At 60.9% G+C, this 19148-nt stretch carries 15 protein-coding genes and 1 pseudogene; 10 read left to right on the top strand and 6 right to left on the bottom strand.

The genetic code is table 11. From position 1 onward, the window contains the following. Positions 1-115: 115 nt before the first annotated feature. The 4 genes and pseudogenes from lon to J1G35_RS03405 all read left to right on the top strand — a co-directional run bounded on the left by lon (position 116) and on the right by J1G35_RS03405 (position 5664). A pseudogene (lon, locus tag J1G35_RS03420) lies at positions 116-2512 on the top strand (endopeptidase La). A 149-nt stretch (positions 2513-2661) separates the two neighbouring features. Next, entirely contained in the window at positions 2662-2934 is a 273-nt protein-coding gene (locus tag J1G35_RS03415) for an HU family DNA-binding protein (RefSeq protein ID WP_003174819.1), read from the top strand. Positions 2935-3165: 231 nt separating this feature from the next. Next, positions 3166-5040 carry a SurA N-terminal domain-containing protein gene (locus J1G35_RS03410; RefSeq protein WP_223013516.1) on the top strand — a complete coding sequence of 625 codons (1875 nt, stop codon included), beginning with the start codon at positions 3166-3168 and terminating at the stop codon, positions 5038-5040. 99 nt (positions 5041-5139) lie between these two features. Next, entirely contained in the window at positions 5140-5664 is a 525-nt protein-coding gene (locus J1G35_RS03405; RefSeq protein WP_347709449.1) for a GNAT family N-acetyltransferase, read from the top strand. Here J1G35_RS03405 and J1G35_RS03400 read toward each other — a convergent pair. Next, on the bottom strand, positions 5611-6816 hold the full coding sequence (locus J1G35_RS03400; RefSeq protein ID WP_223013514.1) for an MFS transporter: 1206 nt from the start codon (positions 6814-6816) through the stop codon (positions 5611-5613). The genes J1G35_RS03405 and J1G35_RS03400 overlap by 54 nt on opposite strands. Positions 6817-6935: 119 nt before the next feature. Here J1G35_RS03400 and J1G35_RS03395 point away from each other — a divergent pair, with 119 nt between their 5' ends. Together J1G35_RS03395 and J1G35_RS03390 are read left to right on the top strand one after the other, a co-directional pair. Next, positions 6936-7832 (top strand): LysR family transcriptional regulator, encoded by an 897-nt coding sequence (locus J1G35_RS03395; protein WP_053138461.1) that lies wholly within the window; start codon positions 6936-6938, stop codon positions 7830-7832. 89 nt (positions 7833-7921) lie between these two features. After that, the gene (locus tag J1G35_RS03390) at positions 7922-8704 is read left to right on the top strand and encodes a DUF2242 domain-containing protein (RefSeq protein WP_053138459.1); all 783 of its coding nucleotides are present in this window, start codon (positions 7922-7924) and stop codon (positions 8702-8704) included. A gap of 1 nt (position 8705) precedes the next feature. On the opposite strand, the gene aceE is transcribed toward J1G35_RS03390, so the two are convergent. Continuing rightward, positions 8706-11366, bottom strand: a complete 2661-nt coding sequence (aceE, locus tag J1G35_RS03385; protein WP_223013512.1) for a pyruvate dehydrogenase (acetyl-transferring), homodimeric type — start codon at positions 11364-11366, stop codon at positions 8706-8708. Positions 11367-11511: 145 nt separating this feature from the next. On the opposite strand from aceE, the gene J1G35_RS03380 reads away from it, so the two are divergent. Continuing rightward, complete coding sequence (locus J1G35_RS03380; RefSeq protein WP_223013510.1) at positions 11512-11988, top strand: MarR family transcriptional regulator; 477 nt, start codon at positions 11512-11514, stop codon at positions 11986-11988. Between the two features lie 26 nt (positions 11989-12014). After that, on the top strand, positions 12015-12272 hold the full coding sequence (locus J1G35_RS03375) for a hypothetical protein (RefSeq protein WP_137212152.1): 258 nt from the start codon (positions 12015-12017) through the stop codon (positions 12270-12272). An 8-nt stretch (positions 12273-12280) separates the two neighbouring features. Here the strand turns inward: J1G35_RS03375 and J1G35_RS03370 are convergent, their stop codons facing one another. Both J1G35_RS03370 and J1G35_RS03365 read right to left on the bottom strand, forming a co-directional pair. Next, entirely contained in the window at positions 12281-13315 is a 1035-nt protein-coding gene (locus J1G35_RS03370) for an AraC family transcriptional regulator (protein ID WP_053138451.1), read from the bottom strand. Between the two features lie 4 nt (positions 13316-13319). After that, the gene (locus J1G35_RS03365; RefSeq protein ID WP_223013508.1) at positions 13320-14450 is read right to left on the bottom strand and encodes a carbon-nitrogen hydrolase family protein; all 1131 of its coding nucleotides are present in this window, start codon (positions 14448-14450) and stop codon (positions 13320-13322) included. A gap of 211 nt (positions 14451-14661) precedes the next feature. Here J1G35_RS03365 and J1G35_RS03360 point away from each other — a divergent pair, with 211 nt between their 5' ends. After that, positions 14662-16701 carry an NADPH-dependent 2,4-dienoyl-CoA reductase gene (locus tag J1G35_RS03360; protein WP_223013506.1) on the top strand — a complete coding sequence of 680 codons (2040 nt, stop codon included), beginning with the start codon at positions 14662-14664 and terminating at the stop codon, positions 16699-16701. A gap of 57 nt (positions 16702-16758) precedes the next feature. Beyond that, positions 16759-17649, top strand: coding sequence for a pyridoxal-phosphate dependent enzyme (locus J1G35_RS03355; protein WP_223013505.1), 891 nt, complete (start codon positions 16759-16761; stop codon positions 17647-17649). On the opposite strand, the gene J1G35_RS03350 is transcribed toward J1G35_RS03355, so the two are convergent. Together J1G35_RS03350 and phnX are read right to left on the bottom strand one after the other, a co-directional pair. Then, positions 17639-18196 carry a cytochrome b gene (locus tag J1G35_RS03350; RefSeq protein WP_053138440.1) on the bottom strand — a complete coding sequence of 186 codons (558 nt, stop codon included), beginning with the start codon at positions 18194-18196 and terminating at the stop codon, positions 17639-17641. The genes J1G35_RS03355 and J1G35_RS03350 overlap by 11 nt on opposite strands. 113 nt (positions 18197-18309) lie before the next feature. Beyond that, positions 18310-19137, bottom strand: a complete 828-nt coding sequence (phnX, locus tag J1G35_RS03345; RefSeq protein ID WP_053138437.1) for a phosphonoacetaldehyde hydrolase — start codon at positions 19135-19137, stop codon at positions 18310-18312. Positions 19138-19148 lie beyond the last annotated feature (11 nt).

Genomic DNA, 19148 nt, shown 5'->3' with positions numbered 1-19148 from the left:
TGTTTTTCATAAGGATTTTTACTGCGTGTAACTGCCAGCATTGAGCTTGTTTTTTTTACACGTAGCCCCCATCTTGGTTTCAAGTTTATTTTTCAACTGTCATAGAGGCGAAATCATGAAGACAACCATCGAATTGCCTCTCCTGCCGTTGCGTGATGTCGTCGTCTATCCGCACATGGTTATCCCGCTGTTCGTGGGGCGCGAGAAGTCTATCGAAGCCCTTGAGGCCGCGATGACGGGCGACAAGCAGATCCTGCTGTTGGCCCAGAGAAATCCTGCTGATGATGATCCAGGCGAAGATGCCCTGTATCGCGTCGGCACCATTGCCACTGTCCTGCAACTGCTCAAACTGCCTGACGGCACCGTCAAGGTGCTGGTGGAAGGCGAGCAGCGCGGTGCAGTCGAGCGCTTCATGGAGGTGGATGGCCACCTGCGCGCTGAAGTAGTGCTGATCGACGAAGTCGAGGCGCCTGAGCGCGAGTCCGAAGTATTTGTACGCAGCCTGCTCTCGCAATTTGAGCAGTATGTGCAGTTGGGCAAGAAAGTCCCGGCTGAAGTCCTGTCTTCCCTCAATAGCATCGATGAGCCAAGCCGCCTGGTCGACACCATGGCCGCGCACATGGCGCTGAAGATCGAGCAGAAGCAAGACATCCTTGAAATCATCGACCTCTCGGCCCGTGTCGAACACGTGCTGGCATTGCTGGATGCCTAAATCGATCTGCTCCAGGTCGAGAAGCGCATCCGTGGTCGTGTCAAAAAACAAATGGAGCGCAGCCAGCGCGAGTACTACCTGAATGAGCAGATGAAGGCCATTCAGAAGGAACTCGGCGACAGCGAGGAAGGCCACAACGAAATCGAAGAGCTGAAAAAGCGCATCGATGCTGCCGGCCTGCCGAAAGACGCCCTGACCAAAGCCACCGCCGAGTTGAACAAGCTCAAGCAGATGTCGCCGATGTCCGCCGAGGCCACCGTGGTGCGCTCGTACATCGACTGGCTGGTGCAGGTGCCGTGGAAGGCCCAGACCAAGGTACGCCTGGACCTGGCGCGCGCGGAAGACATTCTTGATGCCGACCACTATGGTCTCGAAGAAGTCAAAGAACGCATCCTCGAATACCTCGCCGTGCAAAAGCGCGTGAAGAAGATTCGTGGCCCCGTGTTGTGCCTGGTTGGCCCGCCTGGCGTGGGTAAAACCTCCCTGGCCGAGTCCATCGCCAATGCCACTAACCGTAAATTCGTGCGTATGGCCCTCGGTGGTGTGCGCGATGAAGCGGAAATTCGTGGTCATCGCCGGACTTACATCGGTTCGATGCCAGGAAGATTGATTCAAAAAATGACAAAGGTGGGTGTGCGCAACCCGCTTTTCCTGCTCGATGAAATCGACAAAATGGGCAGCGACATGCGTGGCGATCCGGCATCGGCCTTGCTGGAAGTGCTCGACCCTGAGCAGAACCACAACTTCAACGACCATTACCTGGAGGTCGACTACGACCTGTCCGACGTAATGTTCCTGTGCACCTCCAACTCCATGAACATTCCGCCAGCATTGCTGGACCGGATGGAGGTGATTCGTCTGCCGGGTTACACCGAAGACGAGAAGATCAACATCGCCGTCAAATACCTCGCGCCCAAGCAGATTTCGGCCAACGGCCTGAAGAAGGGCGAGATCGAATTCGACGTCGAGTCGATCCGCGACATTGTGCGTTATTACACTCGCGAGGCCGGTGTACGGGGCCTTGAGCGCCAGATCGCGAAGATTTGCCGCAAGGCGGTCAAGGAGCACGCACTGGAAAAACGCTTCTCGGTGAAGGTCACGGCCGACGCTCTTGAGCACTTCCTGGGCGTGCGTAAATTCCGTTACGGCCTGGCTGAGCAGCAGGATCAAGTAGGGCAGGTGACTGGCCTGGCGTGGACCCAGGTGGGCGGTGAATTGCTGACCATCGAAGCTGCGGTGATCCCCGGCAAAGGCCAGTTGATCAAGACCGGCTCCCTCGGGGACGTGATGGTCGAATCCATTACCGCCGCGCAGACCGTGGTGCGCAGCCGCGCGCGGAGCCTGGGGATCCCCCTGGACTTCCACGAGAAGCACGACACTCACATCCACATGCCGGAAGGGGCCACTCCTAAAGACGGCCCTAGCGCTGGCGTAGGCATGTGCACGGCCCTGGTATCGGCGTTGACCGGCATTCCGGTGCGCGCCGACGTGGCCATGACCGGGGAAATCACCCTGCGTGGTCAGGTATTGGCCATCGGTGGCCTGAAGGAGAAATTGCTGGCGGCGCACCGGGGTGGAATCAAGACCGTGATCATTCCTGAAGAGAATGTTCGCGACTTGAAGGAAATTCCTGACAATATCAAGCAGGATCTCCAGATTAAACCGGTTAAATGGATTGACGAGGTCCTGCAAATTGCGCTGCAATACGCGCCGGAGCCCTTGCCGGATGTGGCTCCGGAGATAGTTGCAAAGGACGAAAAACGAGAGTCTGATTCCAAGGAAAGAATTAGCACGCATTAATGTGAATAAGCCTGGGTGCTTCCTTGACAGCTTTTTAGAGCCCTTGTTATAAAGCGGCTCTTAAGTGTCTGTAGGCCATTCAGCACTGGTTTTTGCTGTTTACCAAAAAACTTAGAATCATACTCAATAGATATATAAGGGGACTTAGAGTGAACAAGTCGGAACTGATTGATGCTATCGCTGCATCCGCTGATATCCCGAAAGCTGCTGCTGGCCGTGCGCTGGATGCAGTAATCGAATCCGTCACTGGCGCTCTGAAGGCCGGCGACTCCGTGGTACTGGTAGGCTTCGGTACTTTCTCTGTGACTGACCGCCCAGCTCGCACTGGCCGCAACCCACAGACTGGCAAAGCACTGCAAATCGCTGCTGCCAAGAAACCAGGTTTCAAAGCCGGTAAAGCCCTGAAAGAAGCGGTTAACTAAGCTTCGATCGAGCCTTTACCGACCCGGGTCAGACGCAGGTCTGGCCTGGCAGCGGAGCGACAGCTGACCCCAGTATCCATCGGGTCGCCAAGCCGGGGGTTCAAGTTCAACCCCCCGTCCGCTCCGCCAGTTACGAGAAGGCGCATCCTCGGATGCGCCTTTCTTCTATCCGGACTCTACCCACGCTCCACGGTTGCCAATTTTTGAAGTTCAACCGTTTCTGGGGGACGCATGCTGCAAAATATCAGGGACAATTCACAAGGCTGGATTGCCAAGACCATTATCGGGATCATCGTCGCATTGATGGCGTTCACCGGTATCGAGGCCATTTTCCAGGCTTCGACCAACACCAAGCAGGACGTGGCCAAGGTCAACGGTGAAGAGATCACCCAAACCGAACTGAGCCAGGCCGTCGACATGCAACGTCGCCAGCTGATGCAACAGCTGGGCAAGGATTTCGATGCTTCACTGCTGGACGAAAAACTGCTGCGCGAAGCGGCCCTCAAGGGTCTGATCGATCGCAAACTGCTGCTGCAAGGCGCCGCCGATTCCAAGTTTGGCTTCTCTGAAGCTGCGCTGGACCAGGTGATCCTGCAAACGCCGGAATTCCAGGTGGACGGCAAGTTCAATGCCGAACGTTTTGATCAGGTGATCCGCCAACTGGGCTACAGCCGTCTGCAGTTCCGTCAGATGCTGACCCAGGAAATGCTGATCGGCCAGGTACGCGCAGGTATTGCCGGCAGCGGTTTCGTGACCGACGCCGAAGTGCTGGCATTCGCCCGTCTGGAAAAACAGACCCGCGATTTTGCCACCGTCAATATCAAGGCCAACCCTGCGGCGGTGAAACTCACCGACGACGAGGTCAAGGCTTACTATGACCAGCACGCCAAAGAGTTCATGACCCCGGACCAAGTGGTCATCGACTACCTGGAACTGAAGAAGTCGTCCTTCTTCGACCAGGTCAGCGTCAAGGACGATGAGCTGCAGGCTGCTTATCAGAAAGAAACCGCCAACCTCGCTGAACAGCGTCGTGCGGCGCACATCCTGATTGAAGTCAACGACAAGGTCACCGAGGCGCAAGCCAAGGCCAAGATCGAAGAAATCCAGGCACGCCTGGCCAAGGGGGAGAAGTTCGATGCCCTGGCCAAGGAGTTCTCCCAGGATCCAGGTTCGGCCAACAACGGTGGCGACCTCGGCTTTGCCGGCCCAGGCGTCTACGACCCGGACTTCGAAGCAGCCTTGTACGCGCTGAACAAAGACCAGGTTTCGGCGCCAGTGCGCAGCACCTTCGGTTGGCACTTGATCAAGCTGTTGGGCGTTGAAGCACCGCAAGTGCCGACGTTTGCCAGCCTGAAAGACAAGCTGACCCGCGAGCTCAAGACCCAACAGGTTGAGCAGCGTTTTGTCGAAGCGACCAAGCAATTGGAAGATGCGGCATTCGAAGCCTCTGACCTGGCCCAACCAGCATCGGACCTGAAGCTGAGCGTGCACACCTCCGCGCCGTTCGGCCGTGAAGGTGGTGAGGGTGTTGCGGCCAACCGTGCCGTAGTTACCGCAGCGTTCAGCCCGGAAGTGTTGGATGAGGGTGCCAACAGCACCGCCATCGAGCTGGACCCGGAAACCATCATCGTGCTGCGTGCCAAAGAGCACCGCAAACCTGCGCAACTGCCGCTGGAAAGCGTTGCTGCGGCGATTCGCACTCAGATGGCCAAAGAGCGCGCCAGCGCGGCTGCCAAGACTCACGCTGACGAGTTGATCGCCAGCCTGCGTGACGGTAAGACCCCGCTGAACCAGCCGGTCGACGGCCAGGCCTGGAAAGTCACAGAAGCGGCTACCCGTAGCCAGGAAACGATTGACCCTGCCGTGCTGCAAGCCCTGTTCCGCATGCCTAAGCCTGCGGCCAAGGACAAGCCGACGTTCACCACCGTGACCCTGGCTGATGGCAGCCTGGTGATCGTGCGCTTGAACGGCGTCAACGAAGCGGCTGCCCCAACGGACGAAGAAAAGGCGCAATACCGCCGCTTCCTCGCTTCCCGTGTTGGCCAGCAGGACTTCGCGGCGTACCGCAAGCAGCTGGAAACCAAGGCTGATATCAAGAAGTTCTGATATCGGTTTGAATAAGAAGCCCCCGGCCTGAAAAGACCGGGGGCTTTTTTATGTGCGCTAGACTGGGTGCTCGTTACCGTCGACCCAGGAGTTTCAAGCGTGTTGATTCAAGGAATGGATGGCTTGCTGATCCGCCGCGCCAGTGTGGCGGATGTTCCTGCCGTGCTGCAGGTGTTCGACGAGGTGATCGCCTGGTTCGTTGGCATGGGCAATACCCATCAGTGGGGCACCGAGCCCTGGTCGGCTTCGCCCGGGCGGGTCGCGCAAGTGGCTGAAGCCTGCGCGTTGCCCGGAGCCTGGGTGGTCGAGGGCCCCGGAGGGCATCTCAGCGGAGCGCTGGTGTTGGGCGATCCCATGCCTTATGTACCGTCGGCGACTGAGCCCGAGGTGTATGTGCGCCTGTTGATTGCCGCGCGTAACCCGAGTGTTCGCGGCCTTGGGCGGCGCATGATGGCCTTCGCCGATGACCAGGCCCGCGCAGCAGGAGTGACACGCTTGCGTGTGGACTGCTACGGCGGCGGGACCGGGGATCTGGTGCGTTTTTATGAGTCCTGTGGCTACGAGCGCATTTCAACGTTCGACTTGGCGGGGTGGCCGGGCCAGCTGTTGGGGCGCCGTCTGTGATGCTCCGGCCCACGCCAGTAGCATCAGCAGCATAACGGCCCATGGAAAGCCCGCGACGCCCCAGCCCTGAAGCAACACGCCACCCGCCAGTCCGCCACCGGCTATCCCCAGGTTCCACACGGTCACCAGCATGGCTTGTGCGGCATCCGCCGACTCGCCCGCCGATTGGGCCAATGCGGTTTGCAGCAGTGCCGGCACGCCGCCGAACGCCAGTCCCCATAACGCCACGGCGGTATAGATGACTGCTGGCACATTGATCCAGAACGCCAACCCCAGGGCGATCAAGCCAAACAACGCACAGCTGATCAGCAGCAAGGCGCGCAGCCACCGGTCAATCAACACACCTGCCAGCCAGATGCTCAGTACCGCCGAAAGGCCAAACACCAGCAGCACTCGGTCAACATCCGCATCGATCCCGGCGGGCACCAGCAACGGAGCGATGTAGGTGTACAGAATGTTGTGGGCCAGCACGTAGGTAAACGTCACCCACAGCACCGGACGAATGCCCCGCAGGTTCAGCACCTGGCGCAGCCCCAAGCGTTTATCCGCCCGTTCGCCGGCAAAATCCGGCAGTTGCCAACGCGCCCAGGCCAGTAACACCAAGGTCAGCCCGGTCATGATTGCAAAACTCAGGCGCCAGCCAACGGCGGTGCCGAGGAAGGTGCCCGCAGGCACACCCAGTGACAGCGCCAGCGGTGCACCCAGCATCGCCACGGCAATGGCGCGACCTTGCAGGTGTGGCGCCACCATTCGGCTCGCATAACCCGCCAGCAACGCCCAGAGCAGGCCCGCGAAGACCCCGGCAAAAAAGCGTGCCACCAGGGTCAGCCCGTAGTGGCTGGACAGAGCCGTCACGCTATTGACCAAGGCAAAGCCGCCAATGGCCAGCAGTAGCAACGGCCGCCTGCGCCAGCCGCGGGTCAGCAGCGTCAGCGGGATGGCGGCCAGCAGGGAGCCAAGGGCGTAGAGGGTGACCAATTGGCCGACCAAGGCGGGCGACACGTCCAGGCCTTCGCCCATCTGCGGCAGAAGTCCGGCGGGCATGGCTTCGGTGAGGATGGTGATAAAGCCGGCGCTGGCCAGGGCCAGTAGTCCGCCCAGCGGTAATGAATCCCGCTGGGCTGATGCGGCGAGTGAAGGGCTGCTGCTCATGACGTTTTATCCAGGTAAAAGGGCAAGCAGGCAGAGTAGGGGGCTGTGGTTGACGGAAAAACAGGCTAAGGTTCCGAACTTATCGGACGCCAGAGTCCGCAATCGCTAAAGGCGGGATCATGGACAGCTTGGGCAGCCTTTCGGTATTCGTGCAGGTGGCGCAGACGCTCAGCTTCACCGCTGCCGGCCGTGTGCTGGGGGTGTCGTCGTCGGCCGTGGGCAAAAGCATTGCGCGGATGGAAGAGCGCCTGGGCGTGCGGCTGTTTCACCGCAGCACGCGCAGTATCACCTTGACCAGTGAAGGCTCGCTGTTCCTTGAGCGGTCGCGGCGGATTCTCGCTGAGGTGGAAGCGGCAGAGCAGGAGCTGACGGACGCCGGTGCAGCGCCACGGGGCAAGCTGCGCATCAGTGTGCCGCAGGTGCGGGGCTTGTTGATGCCGGTACTCAGTGACTTTATGCGCGCCTATCCGGATATCGAGTTGGATGTGGATTTCTCCGACCGCATGGTGGACGTGATCGAGGAAGGTTTCGATGCGGTGATTCGCACCGGCAAGCCAGAGGATTCGCGGTTGATGGCGCGCCACTTGGGGCACTACCAGTTGGTACTCGTCGCCACGCCGGGCTACTTTGCCCAGCACGGCACCCCACAGCAACCGCAGGACCTGAATGGCCACGCCTGCCTGCGCCACAAGTTCTGCGCCACGGGCAAGCTCGAGCCCTGGCCGTTGCGTCTTGCCCCAGGCGCAGCCGAACCGCTGTTGCGCACGCCGTTGGTCAGCACCACCATCGAGTCCCTCAACCATGTGGTGCTCGAAGGATTGGGCATTGCCTGCCTGCCGGACTACATGGTCAAGCAGGCCGTGGGCGAGGGGCGCTTGCAACGGGTGCTGGATGATTATCTGGAACACCGGGGCAGTTTCTGGATGTTGTGGCCCGGTCGCCATACCTCGACCAAGCTGCGCGTGTTTATCGAGCATATGTGCGCCGGGCTTTTTCCTGCAGCTCCCGGTGGGTAACCCTGTGACGTTTTACCGACAGGAATGCGCGCGCCAAGGCCTCGTTCTGTTGCACAATACCGCCCGGACCGTTTTCCTCAGGATTTTCAATGTCGACATCATTCCACTTGCGTAGCCTCGGGCTGGCGCTGGTGCTGGCGGGCGCCGCGGGCTGCTCGTCACCCAAGACCGCTATTTATGAACATGAGAACTTCGACGACTCCGGTACGTTTTCCCGGGATTATCCGGTCAGTGATACGGCAGCGTGCGAAGCCGCGCGACGTGCCTTGCTGAGCCAGGGCTACATCATCACCAGCAGCGATCCGAAACTGGTCGTGGGTAACAAGAGCTTCCAGCAGACCGGCGAAACTCACCTGCAGATCAGCTTCAACGTGGTGTGTGCCGATGATGGCAAGGGCAAAAACCACTCGACGATGTTTGCCAACGCCCTGCAGGATCGTTATGCACTGAAGAAGGTCAATAACTCCGCGAGCCTGGGTGTGGGCGTGCTGGGGTCGGTGTCGATGCCGATCGGTTCCACCGATGACTCGATGGTGAAGGTGGCCAGTGAGACAGTGTCCGCGCCGAAGTTCTACGACCGTTACTTTGCGTTGGTGGATGTGTTCCTGCCCCAGGAAGTGAAGAAGGCTGAGCATATCCCCGAGCAGCCAAAGGCCGACCTCGGTGTACCGGAGCCGAAGGCCGCACCGGCTGTCGAGAAGGTCGAGGCGCCGAAGGAAGAGCCTGCCGCGCCAGCGGCCTCGGAGCCGGTTGTGCCTGCGCCTGAAGCCGCACCGATTGCACCGCAGGCCGAACCCGCACCTGCTGCGACCACGCCGGACCTGCCGCCGCCGACAGAAGCGATTCCGCCCCTGCCGACGCCTGCGCAGTAAATCAAACGGCTACGGGGTCGACCTTGTCGACGTTGATCCCGTAGCGTTTGATCGCTTCACTGACCTTGTCGCGACCGATCGCGCCGTCATCCGCCAGCGCCTTCAGGGCAGCCAGGGCGATGAAGTGGCGATCCACCTCAAAGAACGCACGCAAGGCTTCCCGGGTGTCTGATTGCCCGAAGCCATCCGTGCCCAGTGCGGTCAAGCGTCGGCCTGGCACAAACGGACGAATCTGATCGGCGAACAGTTTCACGTAGTCCGTCGCCACCACCACTGGCCCGGTTTGCCCGGCCAGGCATTGCTCTACATAGCTCACGCGAGGCTCGCTTTCCGGGTGCAGCAGGTTCCAGCGTTCGGCCGCATGCCCGTCACGTCGCAACTCGGTGAGGCTGGTCACGCTCCACACGTTGCTGTGCACGCCGAAATCGGTGGCCAACAGTTCAGCGGCGGCGATCACTTCTCGCAGGATCGAACCACTGCCCATCAATTGCACTTGTGCCTGAGGGTTGGCGCTGAGCCGGTACATACCCTTGAGAATGCCGTCTTCCACGCCTTCGGGCATCGCTGGGTGCGGGTAGTTTTCGTTGAGCAGGGTGATGTAGTAGTAAATGTCCTCTTGCTCGACGTACATGCGCCGCATGCCCTCGCGGATAATCACCGCGAGTTCGTAGGCAAAGGTCGGGTCATAGGAGATGCAGCACGGAATCACCGACGAGAGGATATGGCTATGACCATCGTCGTGCTGCAAGCCTTCGCCCATCAGCGTGGTGCGCCCGGCGGTGGCGCCGAGCAGGAAGCCGCGTGCTCGTGCATCGCCCGCTGCCCAGGCCAGGTCGCCGACGCGCTGGAAGCCGAACATCGAATAGAAGATATAGAACGGCACGGTCATCAGGCCGTGGTTGCTGTAGGACGTACTTGCTGCGATCCACGAGGAAATGGCGCCGGACTCATTCAAGCCTTCCTGCATGATCTGTCCGTCCTTGCTCTCCTTGTAATAGCTCAGTTGCCCGGAGTCCTGTGGGGTGTAGAGCTGGCCGACGGCGGAGTGGATGCCGATCTGACGGAACAGGCTTTCCATGCCGAAGGTGCGTGATTCGTCCGGCACGATGGGCACGATCAGTTTGCCCAGGTGTGGGTCTTTCAGCAGGGTGCCAAGGATGCGCACGAAGGCCATTGTGGTTGAGATCGCGCGCTCGCCAGTGTCCTTGAGCTGAGTGGCGAAGGCGCTCAGTTCGGGGATCTGCAGCGATTCGACCGCCGTGTGGCGCGCGGGCACATAGCCGCCCAGGGCCTGGCGACGTGCGGCGAAGTAACGGGCTTCTTCGCTGTCGGCTGTGGGCTTGAGGTACGGAATTTCAGCGAGTTGCTCATCGGGTACTTCCAGGCCGAAGCGATCGCGGAAGGCTTTGACGGCGTCGGCGCCCATCTTCTTCAATTGGTGGTTGATGTTCTGGCCTTCGCCGGCTTCGCCCATGCCAAAGCCCTTGACGGTTTTTGCCAGGATCACCGTCGGTTGGCCGCTGTGACGCACGGCGGCGGCATAGGCGTTGTAGACCTTGTCCGGGTCATGGCCGCCTCGGGAGAGTTTCCAGATGTCGTCGTCGGACAGGTCCGCAACCAGTGCCAGCAACTCCGGGTATTTGCCGAAGAAGTGTTCGCGTACGTAGGCGCCGTTCTGGGATTTGTAGTTCTGATAGTCACCGTCCACGCATTCCATCATGCGTTGGCGCAGCAGGCCGCTTGTGTCTTTTTCCAGCAGTGCATCCCAGCCACCGCCCCAGATCACTTTGATCACATTCCAGTCGGCGGCACGGTACAGGCTTTCGAATTCCTGGATCACCTTGGCGTTGCCGCGTACCGGGCCGTCCAGGCGTTGCAGGTTGCAGTTGACCACGAAGATCAGGTTGTCGAGTTTCTCGCGCCCGGCCAGGGAAATGGCGGCCAGGGATTCTGGCTGGTCCATTTCGCCATCACCCAGGAATGCCCAGACCTTGCGGCCCTGGTGTTGCTTGAGGTCACGAAACTCCAGGTAGCGCATAAAGCGCGCCTGATAGGCCGCCGTGATCGGCCCGAGGCCCATGGACACGGTGGGGAATTGCCAGAAGTCCGGCATCAGCCGTGGGTGGGGGTACGACGAAATGCCTTCACCACCGACTTCGCGGCGGAAGTTATCCAGTTGTGCTTCGCTGATGCGGCCTTCGAGGTAGGCACGGCCGTAGATGCCTGGGGAGGAGTGGCCCTGGATGTACACCAGGTCGCCGTCGAAGTTGTCGGTGCGGCCACGGAAGAAGTGGTCGAAACCTACGTCGTACAGTACAGCGGCTGACGCATAAGTGGCGATATGCCCACCCACGCCTGAGTGCTTGCCTGCACGCAAGACCATGGCCATGGCGTTCCAGCGGATAAACGCATTGGTGCGGCGTTCGATGGCCAGGTTGCCGGGGTAGGGCAACTGGCGATCCACCGGGATGGTGTTGACGTAAGGCGTGGTCACCCGCCCGTAGAAGTCGCCATGCCGCGCCACGTCAAAATCCAGCAACTGATCGATCAGGTAGTGGGCGCGCGAGCGGCCTTCGGTGGACAGCACCGATTCGATGGACTCCAGCCATTCGCGGGTTTCCTGTGGATCGGCGTCGCGTCTGACTGCGTTATTCGGGGTCATGTGAGGCTCCAGGGTCGGCGGATTTCAAGTGGCGGGCTCCTTGTGGGAACGTCGCCAAAGTTGTTGCAATTGCAACTACATGGCCGAATCTAGCGCGGGATGAGCTACTATTGCAACCTTCTTGAAATCCACCGGATGGTGTTGCATGTCGTCGAAAGAGCCCGATGTATGGTTCCGTTTTGTCAGGGCCCACAGGACGGTCATCCGTGAAATCGAGCGCCGCCTGGCGGCCGCCGACTTGCCGCCTTACGCCTGGTACGACGCACTGTGGGGCCTGGAAAGCGGCCCCGAAGGCACGCGCCGCATGCACGAATTGGCCGATGTGCTGGCCATTGAGCGCTATAACCTCACGCGTCTGGTCGACCGCCTGGAAAAGGACGGCCTGGTGGTGCGTTCACGCTCCGACGGCGATGGCCGCGCCGCATTTGCGTCGATCACCGATGCCGGCCGGGCGTTGCGTAAAAAAATGTGGAAGATCTACGAAAGTACGGTGGACGAGTTGTTCCTGTCGCAGATCGAACCGGAGCAGCGCTGGGCGTTTGCCGAGGCGTTGGAGCGTACCGCCGGGATGGCGGTGGAGGCAGGTGTTCAAACCCGTGGCCGACGCAAGTCTGAAACTTGATGCATTGCATTTCAGTGCATGCCTGATTGCAATCGCGCCTCAAAACCCCGGTGCTAAATCCGCATAACGCTGCTACGTTTAATCCTGGAGTGCAGGAACGTCATGACGTCGACATTTTTTCGTCATCACGGCACTTTAGGCTGGCTGTGCAGGTCATTTATCTGCAGCCGCTTTTAATTCAAAACAAGGAGCCCACCATGGACGAATATCAGGAAGAACTGCTGGAGTACCAGGCCTTTGAACTGGATCCTCTGGATCCGGCCGATGATGCCACCGAGCTGTAAGACCGACTTCAGGCGGAATGCCGCTGACTGCGGCGAAATTCCCCTGGGGTCTGGTTGTTCCATCGCCTGAACGCCCGTTGAAACGCTTGGGCCGAGGCAAAACCGAGCAAGTAGGCGATTTCGCCGAATGCCAGTTCCGTATCGCGAATGTAGGTCATGGCCAGGTCGCGGCGGGTATCGTTGAGAATTGCGCGAAACTGTGTGCCTTCCTCGGCCAGTTTGCGGCGCAGTGTCCAGGTCGGCAGCTTCAAGCGTGCCGCCACTTCTTCCAGGTCGGGTTCCCGGCCGCCATTGAGCATCGGCCCGAGCAACCGGGTAATCCGCTCGCGCAGGCTGCGGGTACGGGTCAACTGCTCCAATTCCCTTTCACACAATTGCAGCAACAGCTGCCAGGTGCTCGGGCAATGCTGCGGATTGCGCAGGGCCAGGGTGGATTGGCTCAGGCGCACTTGATTGGCCTCGGCGCCGAACTGGATCGGACCATCGCCCAGCACCGCGTACCGTTCGCTGTAGTCCGGCGCTTCAAACTCGATTTCAATCCGCTGCGCCTGCACGGTTTGCTGGGCCAGGCTCGACAGTTGCTGCAGCCAGCCGGCGATGATCGAGTCCACCACAAAACGGTTATAGGCGTTGTACGGGCTGATGGAATAGAACCGCAGCCAGGCACCTTCGGCGTCTTCGTGAAAACTCGATTGCCCACGATAGTTGGAGCCGTATAGCGCTTCGAAGCGGGTCAGCGTGCGAGCCGCTTCGCGCACGTTGGGCGCCTGGGCGGCAGTGACCCCGGCCAATCCCGCCTGGCTCAGGCGGCTGCACTGGCCCATGCGCAGGCCCAGGGCGCAGTCGCCGGTCAACTGAATGGCAGCATGGCCCAGGCGCATATAACGTGGGATCGACAAGCGTGCGCCGGCTTCCGCGAGGCGCGCCGGGTCAAGGCCGTATTGCAGCAGCAGCGGTTGCGGGTCGAGGCCGTGGCTGTGGATCGCGTCGGCCAGGGTGTGCACGAAGCCCACCGACAGATCCCCCAGGCGCACCGGCTTCACGGGGTTACAGCCAGATATTCAGCAGACGCGCGCCACGGGCGTCGCCGTCAGCGTTGATCTGCCCGTTGCTGCTGAGAAAACTGTGCCCGGCGGTGCCCAGGTCCCAGAACTGCCCGCGCAGGAATACGCTCATGCCGGCGCTGGCCTGGCTGATCGGCGCTTGGCTGATCAAGGTCAGGCGGCGCCACGCTTCGCCCTCGCTGAGCTCCTCGGGCTTGAGGCTGATTTCCTGTGGCGTGGAGACACTTTTGAAACCGCGCCATGGCCGGTCCCAGGTATCGCGGCCGAGCACAAACGCCGGCACCGCGATTAACTGCGCACCTTGCTCGTTGAGCTTGCGGTAGTTGTCCGGGTACCAGCTGTCACTGCCCACCAAGACGCCCAGGCGGCCGGCCGGTGTATCGACCACACTGACGATGTTTTCATCGCCGGGCTCGATAAAGCCGCGCTCGTCGTAGATCGGATAGAGCTGGCGCTGGGGATCGCCGATGGGCAAGCCGTCAGCATTAAACACCACGCTGGCGTTGTACAACGCCCCCGAGCCGACCAACAGTTGTCCCTGGCTGACACTCGGGTTAGGCAAGGCGATGGAGCCGGCCACCAGCGTGACGCCAAACTCCTTGGCCAGGCCGCCGAACAGCACCTGATAGTCCCGCGCCATGCCCTTGGCTTTCATCCGCAGATAGGCGTCATCGGTGCGATTTTCGCCGGTGGCACTGATCCAGGCGCGGGCAAAAAGCAGCGGGTTGCTGACCGATAGCCAGTTCATCGCATCCTTCACGTGCAGCGCCTGGTACACCTCATTTTTTTCGCCGGTCAACATGAGCCAGGTGCCGATATGTTCGGGCAGCACCACGATGGTTTTTTCGTTGATCAACCCCTGGTCCCGGGCCTTTTGCAGGTAAGCCGCGAGCTTCAGGTGCAGGCGTTCCAGGCTCTGGTAATCGGCCGGAAACAGCTCCGGCTGAATGCCCAGCAGGTTACCGCGATCGGCGGGCAGGCCTTCATTCACGGCCAGGGTGATGCGCAGGTCCGACAGGTAATGCGCCACGGGGCGCTCCTGGGTCCAGACCAGATACGCGGCGACGGCGGCAACCAGGGCCATGGAGACGGTAAAAGCTAGAAGTTTACGCATGGGGCAACAGACAACAGACCGGGTGCAGGGTTCGCGACTAGGGTAGGGCCCATGCAGCGGCTTGCCAAGGGGCGCTGTGCATTTGGATCAATAACTTGTCAGTTTCAGTCATTGAGCCGTTGTCCACCGCCTCTTAGTCTGTGGGACATAAACCGATGGGGTGCCATTCGAGCCCCCCACGTCCCGTGATGATCCGTTGTGGAGCTGTACCATGACCGCTGCTGCCTACCCGCACCTGTTGGCCCCGTTGGACCTGGGTTTTACCACCTTGCGCAACCGTACCCTGATGGGGTCGATGCACACTGGCCTGGAAGAAAAACCCGGTGGTTTCGAGCGCATGGCGGCCTACTTTGCCGAGCGTGCCCGTGGTGGCGTCGGGCTGATGGTCACCGGCGGCATTGGCCCGAATGATGAAGGCGGGGTGTACTCCGGCGCGGCCAAGCTCACCACCGAAGAAGAAGCGCAGAAGCACAAGATCGTCACGCAGGCCGTGCATGAGGCGGGCGGCAAGATCTGCATGCAGATCCTCCACGCCGGCCGTTATGCCTACAGCCCCAAACAGGTCGCGCCGAGTGCGATCCAGGCGCCGATCAACCCGTTCAAGCCCAAGGAGCTGGACGAGGAAGGCATCGAGAAGCAGATTCAGGATTTCGTCACCTGTTCGCTGCTGGCCCAGGTCGCCGAGTACGACGGCGTGGAAATCATGGGGTCCGAAGGCTACTTCATTAACCAGTTCCTCGCCGCCCACACCAACCACCGCACCGACCGTTGGGGCGGCAGCTACGAAAACCGCATGCGCCTGGCGGTGGAGATCGTGCGCCGCGTGCGTGAAGCGGTGGGCCCGAACTTCATCATTATCTTCCGCCTGTCGATGCTCGACCTGGTGGAAGGCGGCAGCGTCTGGGAAGAAATCGTGCAACTGGCCAAGGCCATCGAGCAGGCTGGCGCGACCCTTATCAACACCGGGATTGGTTGGCACGAAGCGCGTATCCCGACCATCGCCACCAAAGTACCGCGTGGCGCGTTCAGCAAAGTCACTGCCAAGTTGCGCGGCGCGGTGCAGATCCCGCTGATCACCACCAACCGCATCAACACACCGGAAATCGCCGAGCAGATCCTCGCCGAAGGCGATGCCGACATGGTCTCGATGGCGCGGCCGTTCCTCGCCGACCCGGAGTTCGTCAACAAGGCCGCCGCCGGCCGCGCCGATGAAATCAACACCTGCATCGGCTGCAACCAGGCCTGCCTGGACCACACCTTTGGCGGCAAGTTGACCACCTGCCTGGTTAACCCTCGGGCCTGCTATGAAACCGAACTCAACTATTTGCCGGTCAAGCAGGTCAAGAAAATCGCCGTGGTCGGCGCCGGTCCCGCCGGTCTGGCGGCTGCCACCGTAGCGGCTGAGCGTGGTCACCAGGTGACCTTGTTCGATTCGGCCAGTGAGATCGGTGGCCAGTTCAATATCGCCAAGCGCGTACCGGGCAAGGAAGAGTTTTTCGAGACCCTGCGCTACTTCAATCGCAAGTTGCAGACCACCCACGTCGAACTGTGCCTCAACACCCGTGTCGACACCGCACAACTGGTGGCGGGCGGTTACGACGAGATCATCCTGGCCACCGGCATTGCGCCGCGTACGCCGGCGATTCCGGGCGTTGAAAATGCCAAGGTGCTGAGCTACCTGGACGTGATCCTCGAGCGCAAGCCGGTCGGCAAGCGTGTGGCGGTGATCGGCGCCGGCGGCATTGGTTTTGACGTATCGGAATTCCTTGTGCACGAAGGCGTGTCCACCAGCCTCGACCGCGAAGCGTTCTGGAAGGAATGGGGCATCGATACCCAGTTGCAAGCCCGTGGCGGCGTGGCCGGGATCAAGCCGCAACCCCATGCCCCGGCGCGTGAGGTGTTCCTGCTGCAACGCAAGACCTCCAAGGTCGGCGACGGCCTGGGCAAGACCACCGGCTGGATCCACCGTACCGGCTTGAAGAACAAGCGCGTGCAGATGCTTAACAGCGTCGAGTACCTGAAGATCGACGATGACGGCCTGCATATCCGCATCGGCGCCGAGGGTGAGCCGCAACTGCTGGCCGTGGACAATATCGTCATCTGCGCCGGGCAAGACCCGCTGCGCGAATTGCAGGATGGCTTGGTCGCGGCGAGGCAGAACGTGCACCTGATCGGCGGCGCCGATGTGGCGGCCGAGCTGGACGCCAAGCGCGCGATCAACCAAGGCTCACGCCTCGCCGCCGAGCTGTAAGACGACGCAAGGGGCGGTGTTAGACTACCGCCCCTTTTTCGATGCAGATGCCGCCCGATGGGTCCTTTCGATTGGCTTCCCCATGCACCGCTTGAACCGTTAGCGCTGGAGTGGCTGAACGGCGTCGAGTTGGCCGTGCTGCGCCTGGACCGTATCGACCCACTGATCAGCGGCAATAAGTGGTTCAAGCTCACCCAGCACCTGGCCCGGGCGCAGCAGGCCGGTGCCAGCGGCATCGTCAGCCTCGGCGGTGCTTACTCCAACCATCTGCACGCGCTGGCAGCGGCGGGCAAGCGCTTTGGTTTTCCCACCGTCGGCCTGTTGCGTGGTCACCCTCAAGACACCCCCACAGTCCTCGATCTGAAAGCCTTTGGCATGCAGTTGCATTGGCTGGGCTATGCCGGCTACCGCGCGCGCCACGCGGAGGATTTCTGGTTGCCGTGGCGCGCGCAATATCCCGATCTTTACCCCGTGCCCGAAGGCGGCGGCGGGATGGCCGGGGCGTTGGGTTGCGGGGTCTTGGTCGAGCAGGCACGCCGGCAATTGAGCACCGTGGGCTGGGCCGATTACGACGCCTGGTGGTTGGCGGCAGGCACCGGTACGACGTTGGCAGGTTTGGCGTTGGCAGAGGCGGGCGCGCATCCGGTGTATGGCGCCATGGCGGTACCGGATGATCATGGTGTGGCGCAGAACGTGAGTGCCCTGGTGCAGGGTGGTTATGAATTGCTGGACGCCAGTCGGGGCGGTTTTGCCAAGGTTGATCCGCTGTTGCTTGAATTTATCGAGAGCACTGAACAGGCCTGCGGTTTACCGCTGGAGCCGCTCTATACCGGCAAGGCGTTGCTGGCGTTGAAGCAGCAGATCGAGGCCGGGCGTTTCGCACCCGGCACTCGCCTGATCTTCGTGCATACCGGTGGCTTGCAAGGCCGCCGAGGGTTTACAGCCTAGCGCGCTTACCCGGCATCATTCGCAGCGCCGTGTTATCACGCATCACATAATGATGAAAGATCCCCGCCAACGCATGCAGCCCGATCAGCCAGTAACCGACCTTGCCGAACCACACATGCCAGCCTTCAATCTCTTTGGCCAGCGCCTTGTTTTCAGCGATCAGCGGCGGCAACTCGATCCCGTAAAACATCACCGAATGCCCCTCGGCACTGACGATCAGCCACCCCGCAATCGGCATGCCGATCATCAAGGCGTACAGCGCGAAGTGCATCAGCGTGGCGAGCAGGCTTTGCCATTGCGGCGGAGCGGGGACGATCTTCGGCGCAACCCCCAGGCTGCGCGCGAACAGGCGCAGCCACACCAGCACAAACACGGTGAGGCCGAACATAAAATGCATCTCGACGATCAACGTCCGTGCACCGCTGCCTTTGGGAAACTGTCCGCGTAACTCAATGCAGGCGTAGACCACCGCCAGTAGCACCACCATCAACCAGTGCAGCGCAATCGACATGGTGCTGTAGCGCGTATCGGAATTTTTCCACGGCATCGCTGGGTTCCTCACTCATCAGGGCAAACCTTCGTTCTTTGGCGACGAAGTCCTTTTACTGTAAGCCTGTTTTGTGCGGTTTGCCCGGCGCGATGCCGTTGTTTTGACCTCTATCAGTAGCTTTGCGGCATTTCACCGCGTGCAAGGCGCTGGTTGATGTCGGTGATGACGGCCGGCAGGTCGGTAATGGTGTCGATCAGGTAGTGAGGGCGCGAGCCTTCGAACATCGCTTCGATACGCGTGCGCTCGCTGGCCAACGTGGCGCTGTCCAGGGCGCGGAACTGCGCGTAGGTCAGGCCCAGTGCGTTGCCGGAGCAGGTCAGCGCCACGGTCCACATCCCGGCGCGACGGCCTTCGAGGATACCCGGCACGGTGTCGTCAACCTTGACGCACGCAGCCACATCGTCAATACCCAGCGCGATCACGTTGGCGAGTGCCTGGGCCGGCCATGGGCGGCCGTTGGGCACTTCGTCGGTGGCGACCACGTGGTCGGCGACGTAGCCGTTGGTGGTGGCCAGTGCGACGACCTTGTCCATCACTTGCTTGGGGTAGCCGGAGCAAGAGCCGATCTTGATGCCTTGCACGCGCAACCGGGCGATGGTGTCGAGGGCGCCGGGGATCAGCGCAGAGTGTTCGGCGATCTTCTCGATCTGCAACGGCATGAAGCGCTGGTAGATCGCCGTCACGTCGTCATCGGTGGGCGTGCGGCCGAACGCCTGGCGGTAGCGCTCGGCGACTTGCGGCTGGTCGCACAGGGTGCGGATATGGTCCCACTTGCCCATGCCCATCGGGCCACGGGCTTCTTCGATGGATACCTGCACATCGAACTCGGCGAAGGCCTCGACAAAAATCTGCGTGGGGGCGAAGGAGCCGAAGTCGACCACGGTGCCGGCCCAGTCGAGGATAACGGCCTGGAGGGTGTTGGGGTTTTGATAGTTCATGGTTCAGATCC

Origin of the sequence: Pseudomonas sp. SH10-3B, assembly GCF_019891415.1 — a bacterium.
In the GTDB taxonomy this organism is placed as follows: Bacteria; Pseudomonadota; Gammaproteobacteria; order Pseudomonadales; family Pseudomonadaceae; genus Aquipseudomonas.
Note: the sequence above shows the minus strand (reverse complement) of the source record. Positions and strands in the feature narration are given on the sequence as shown.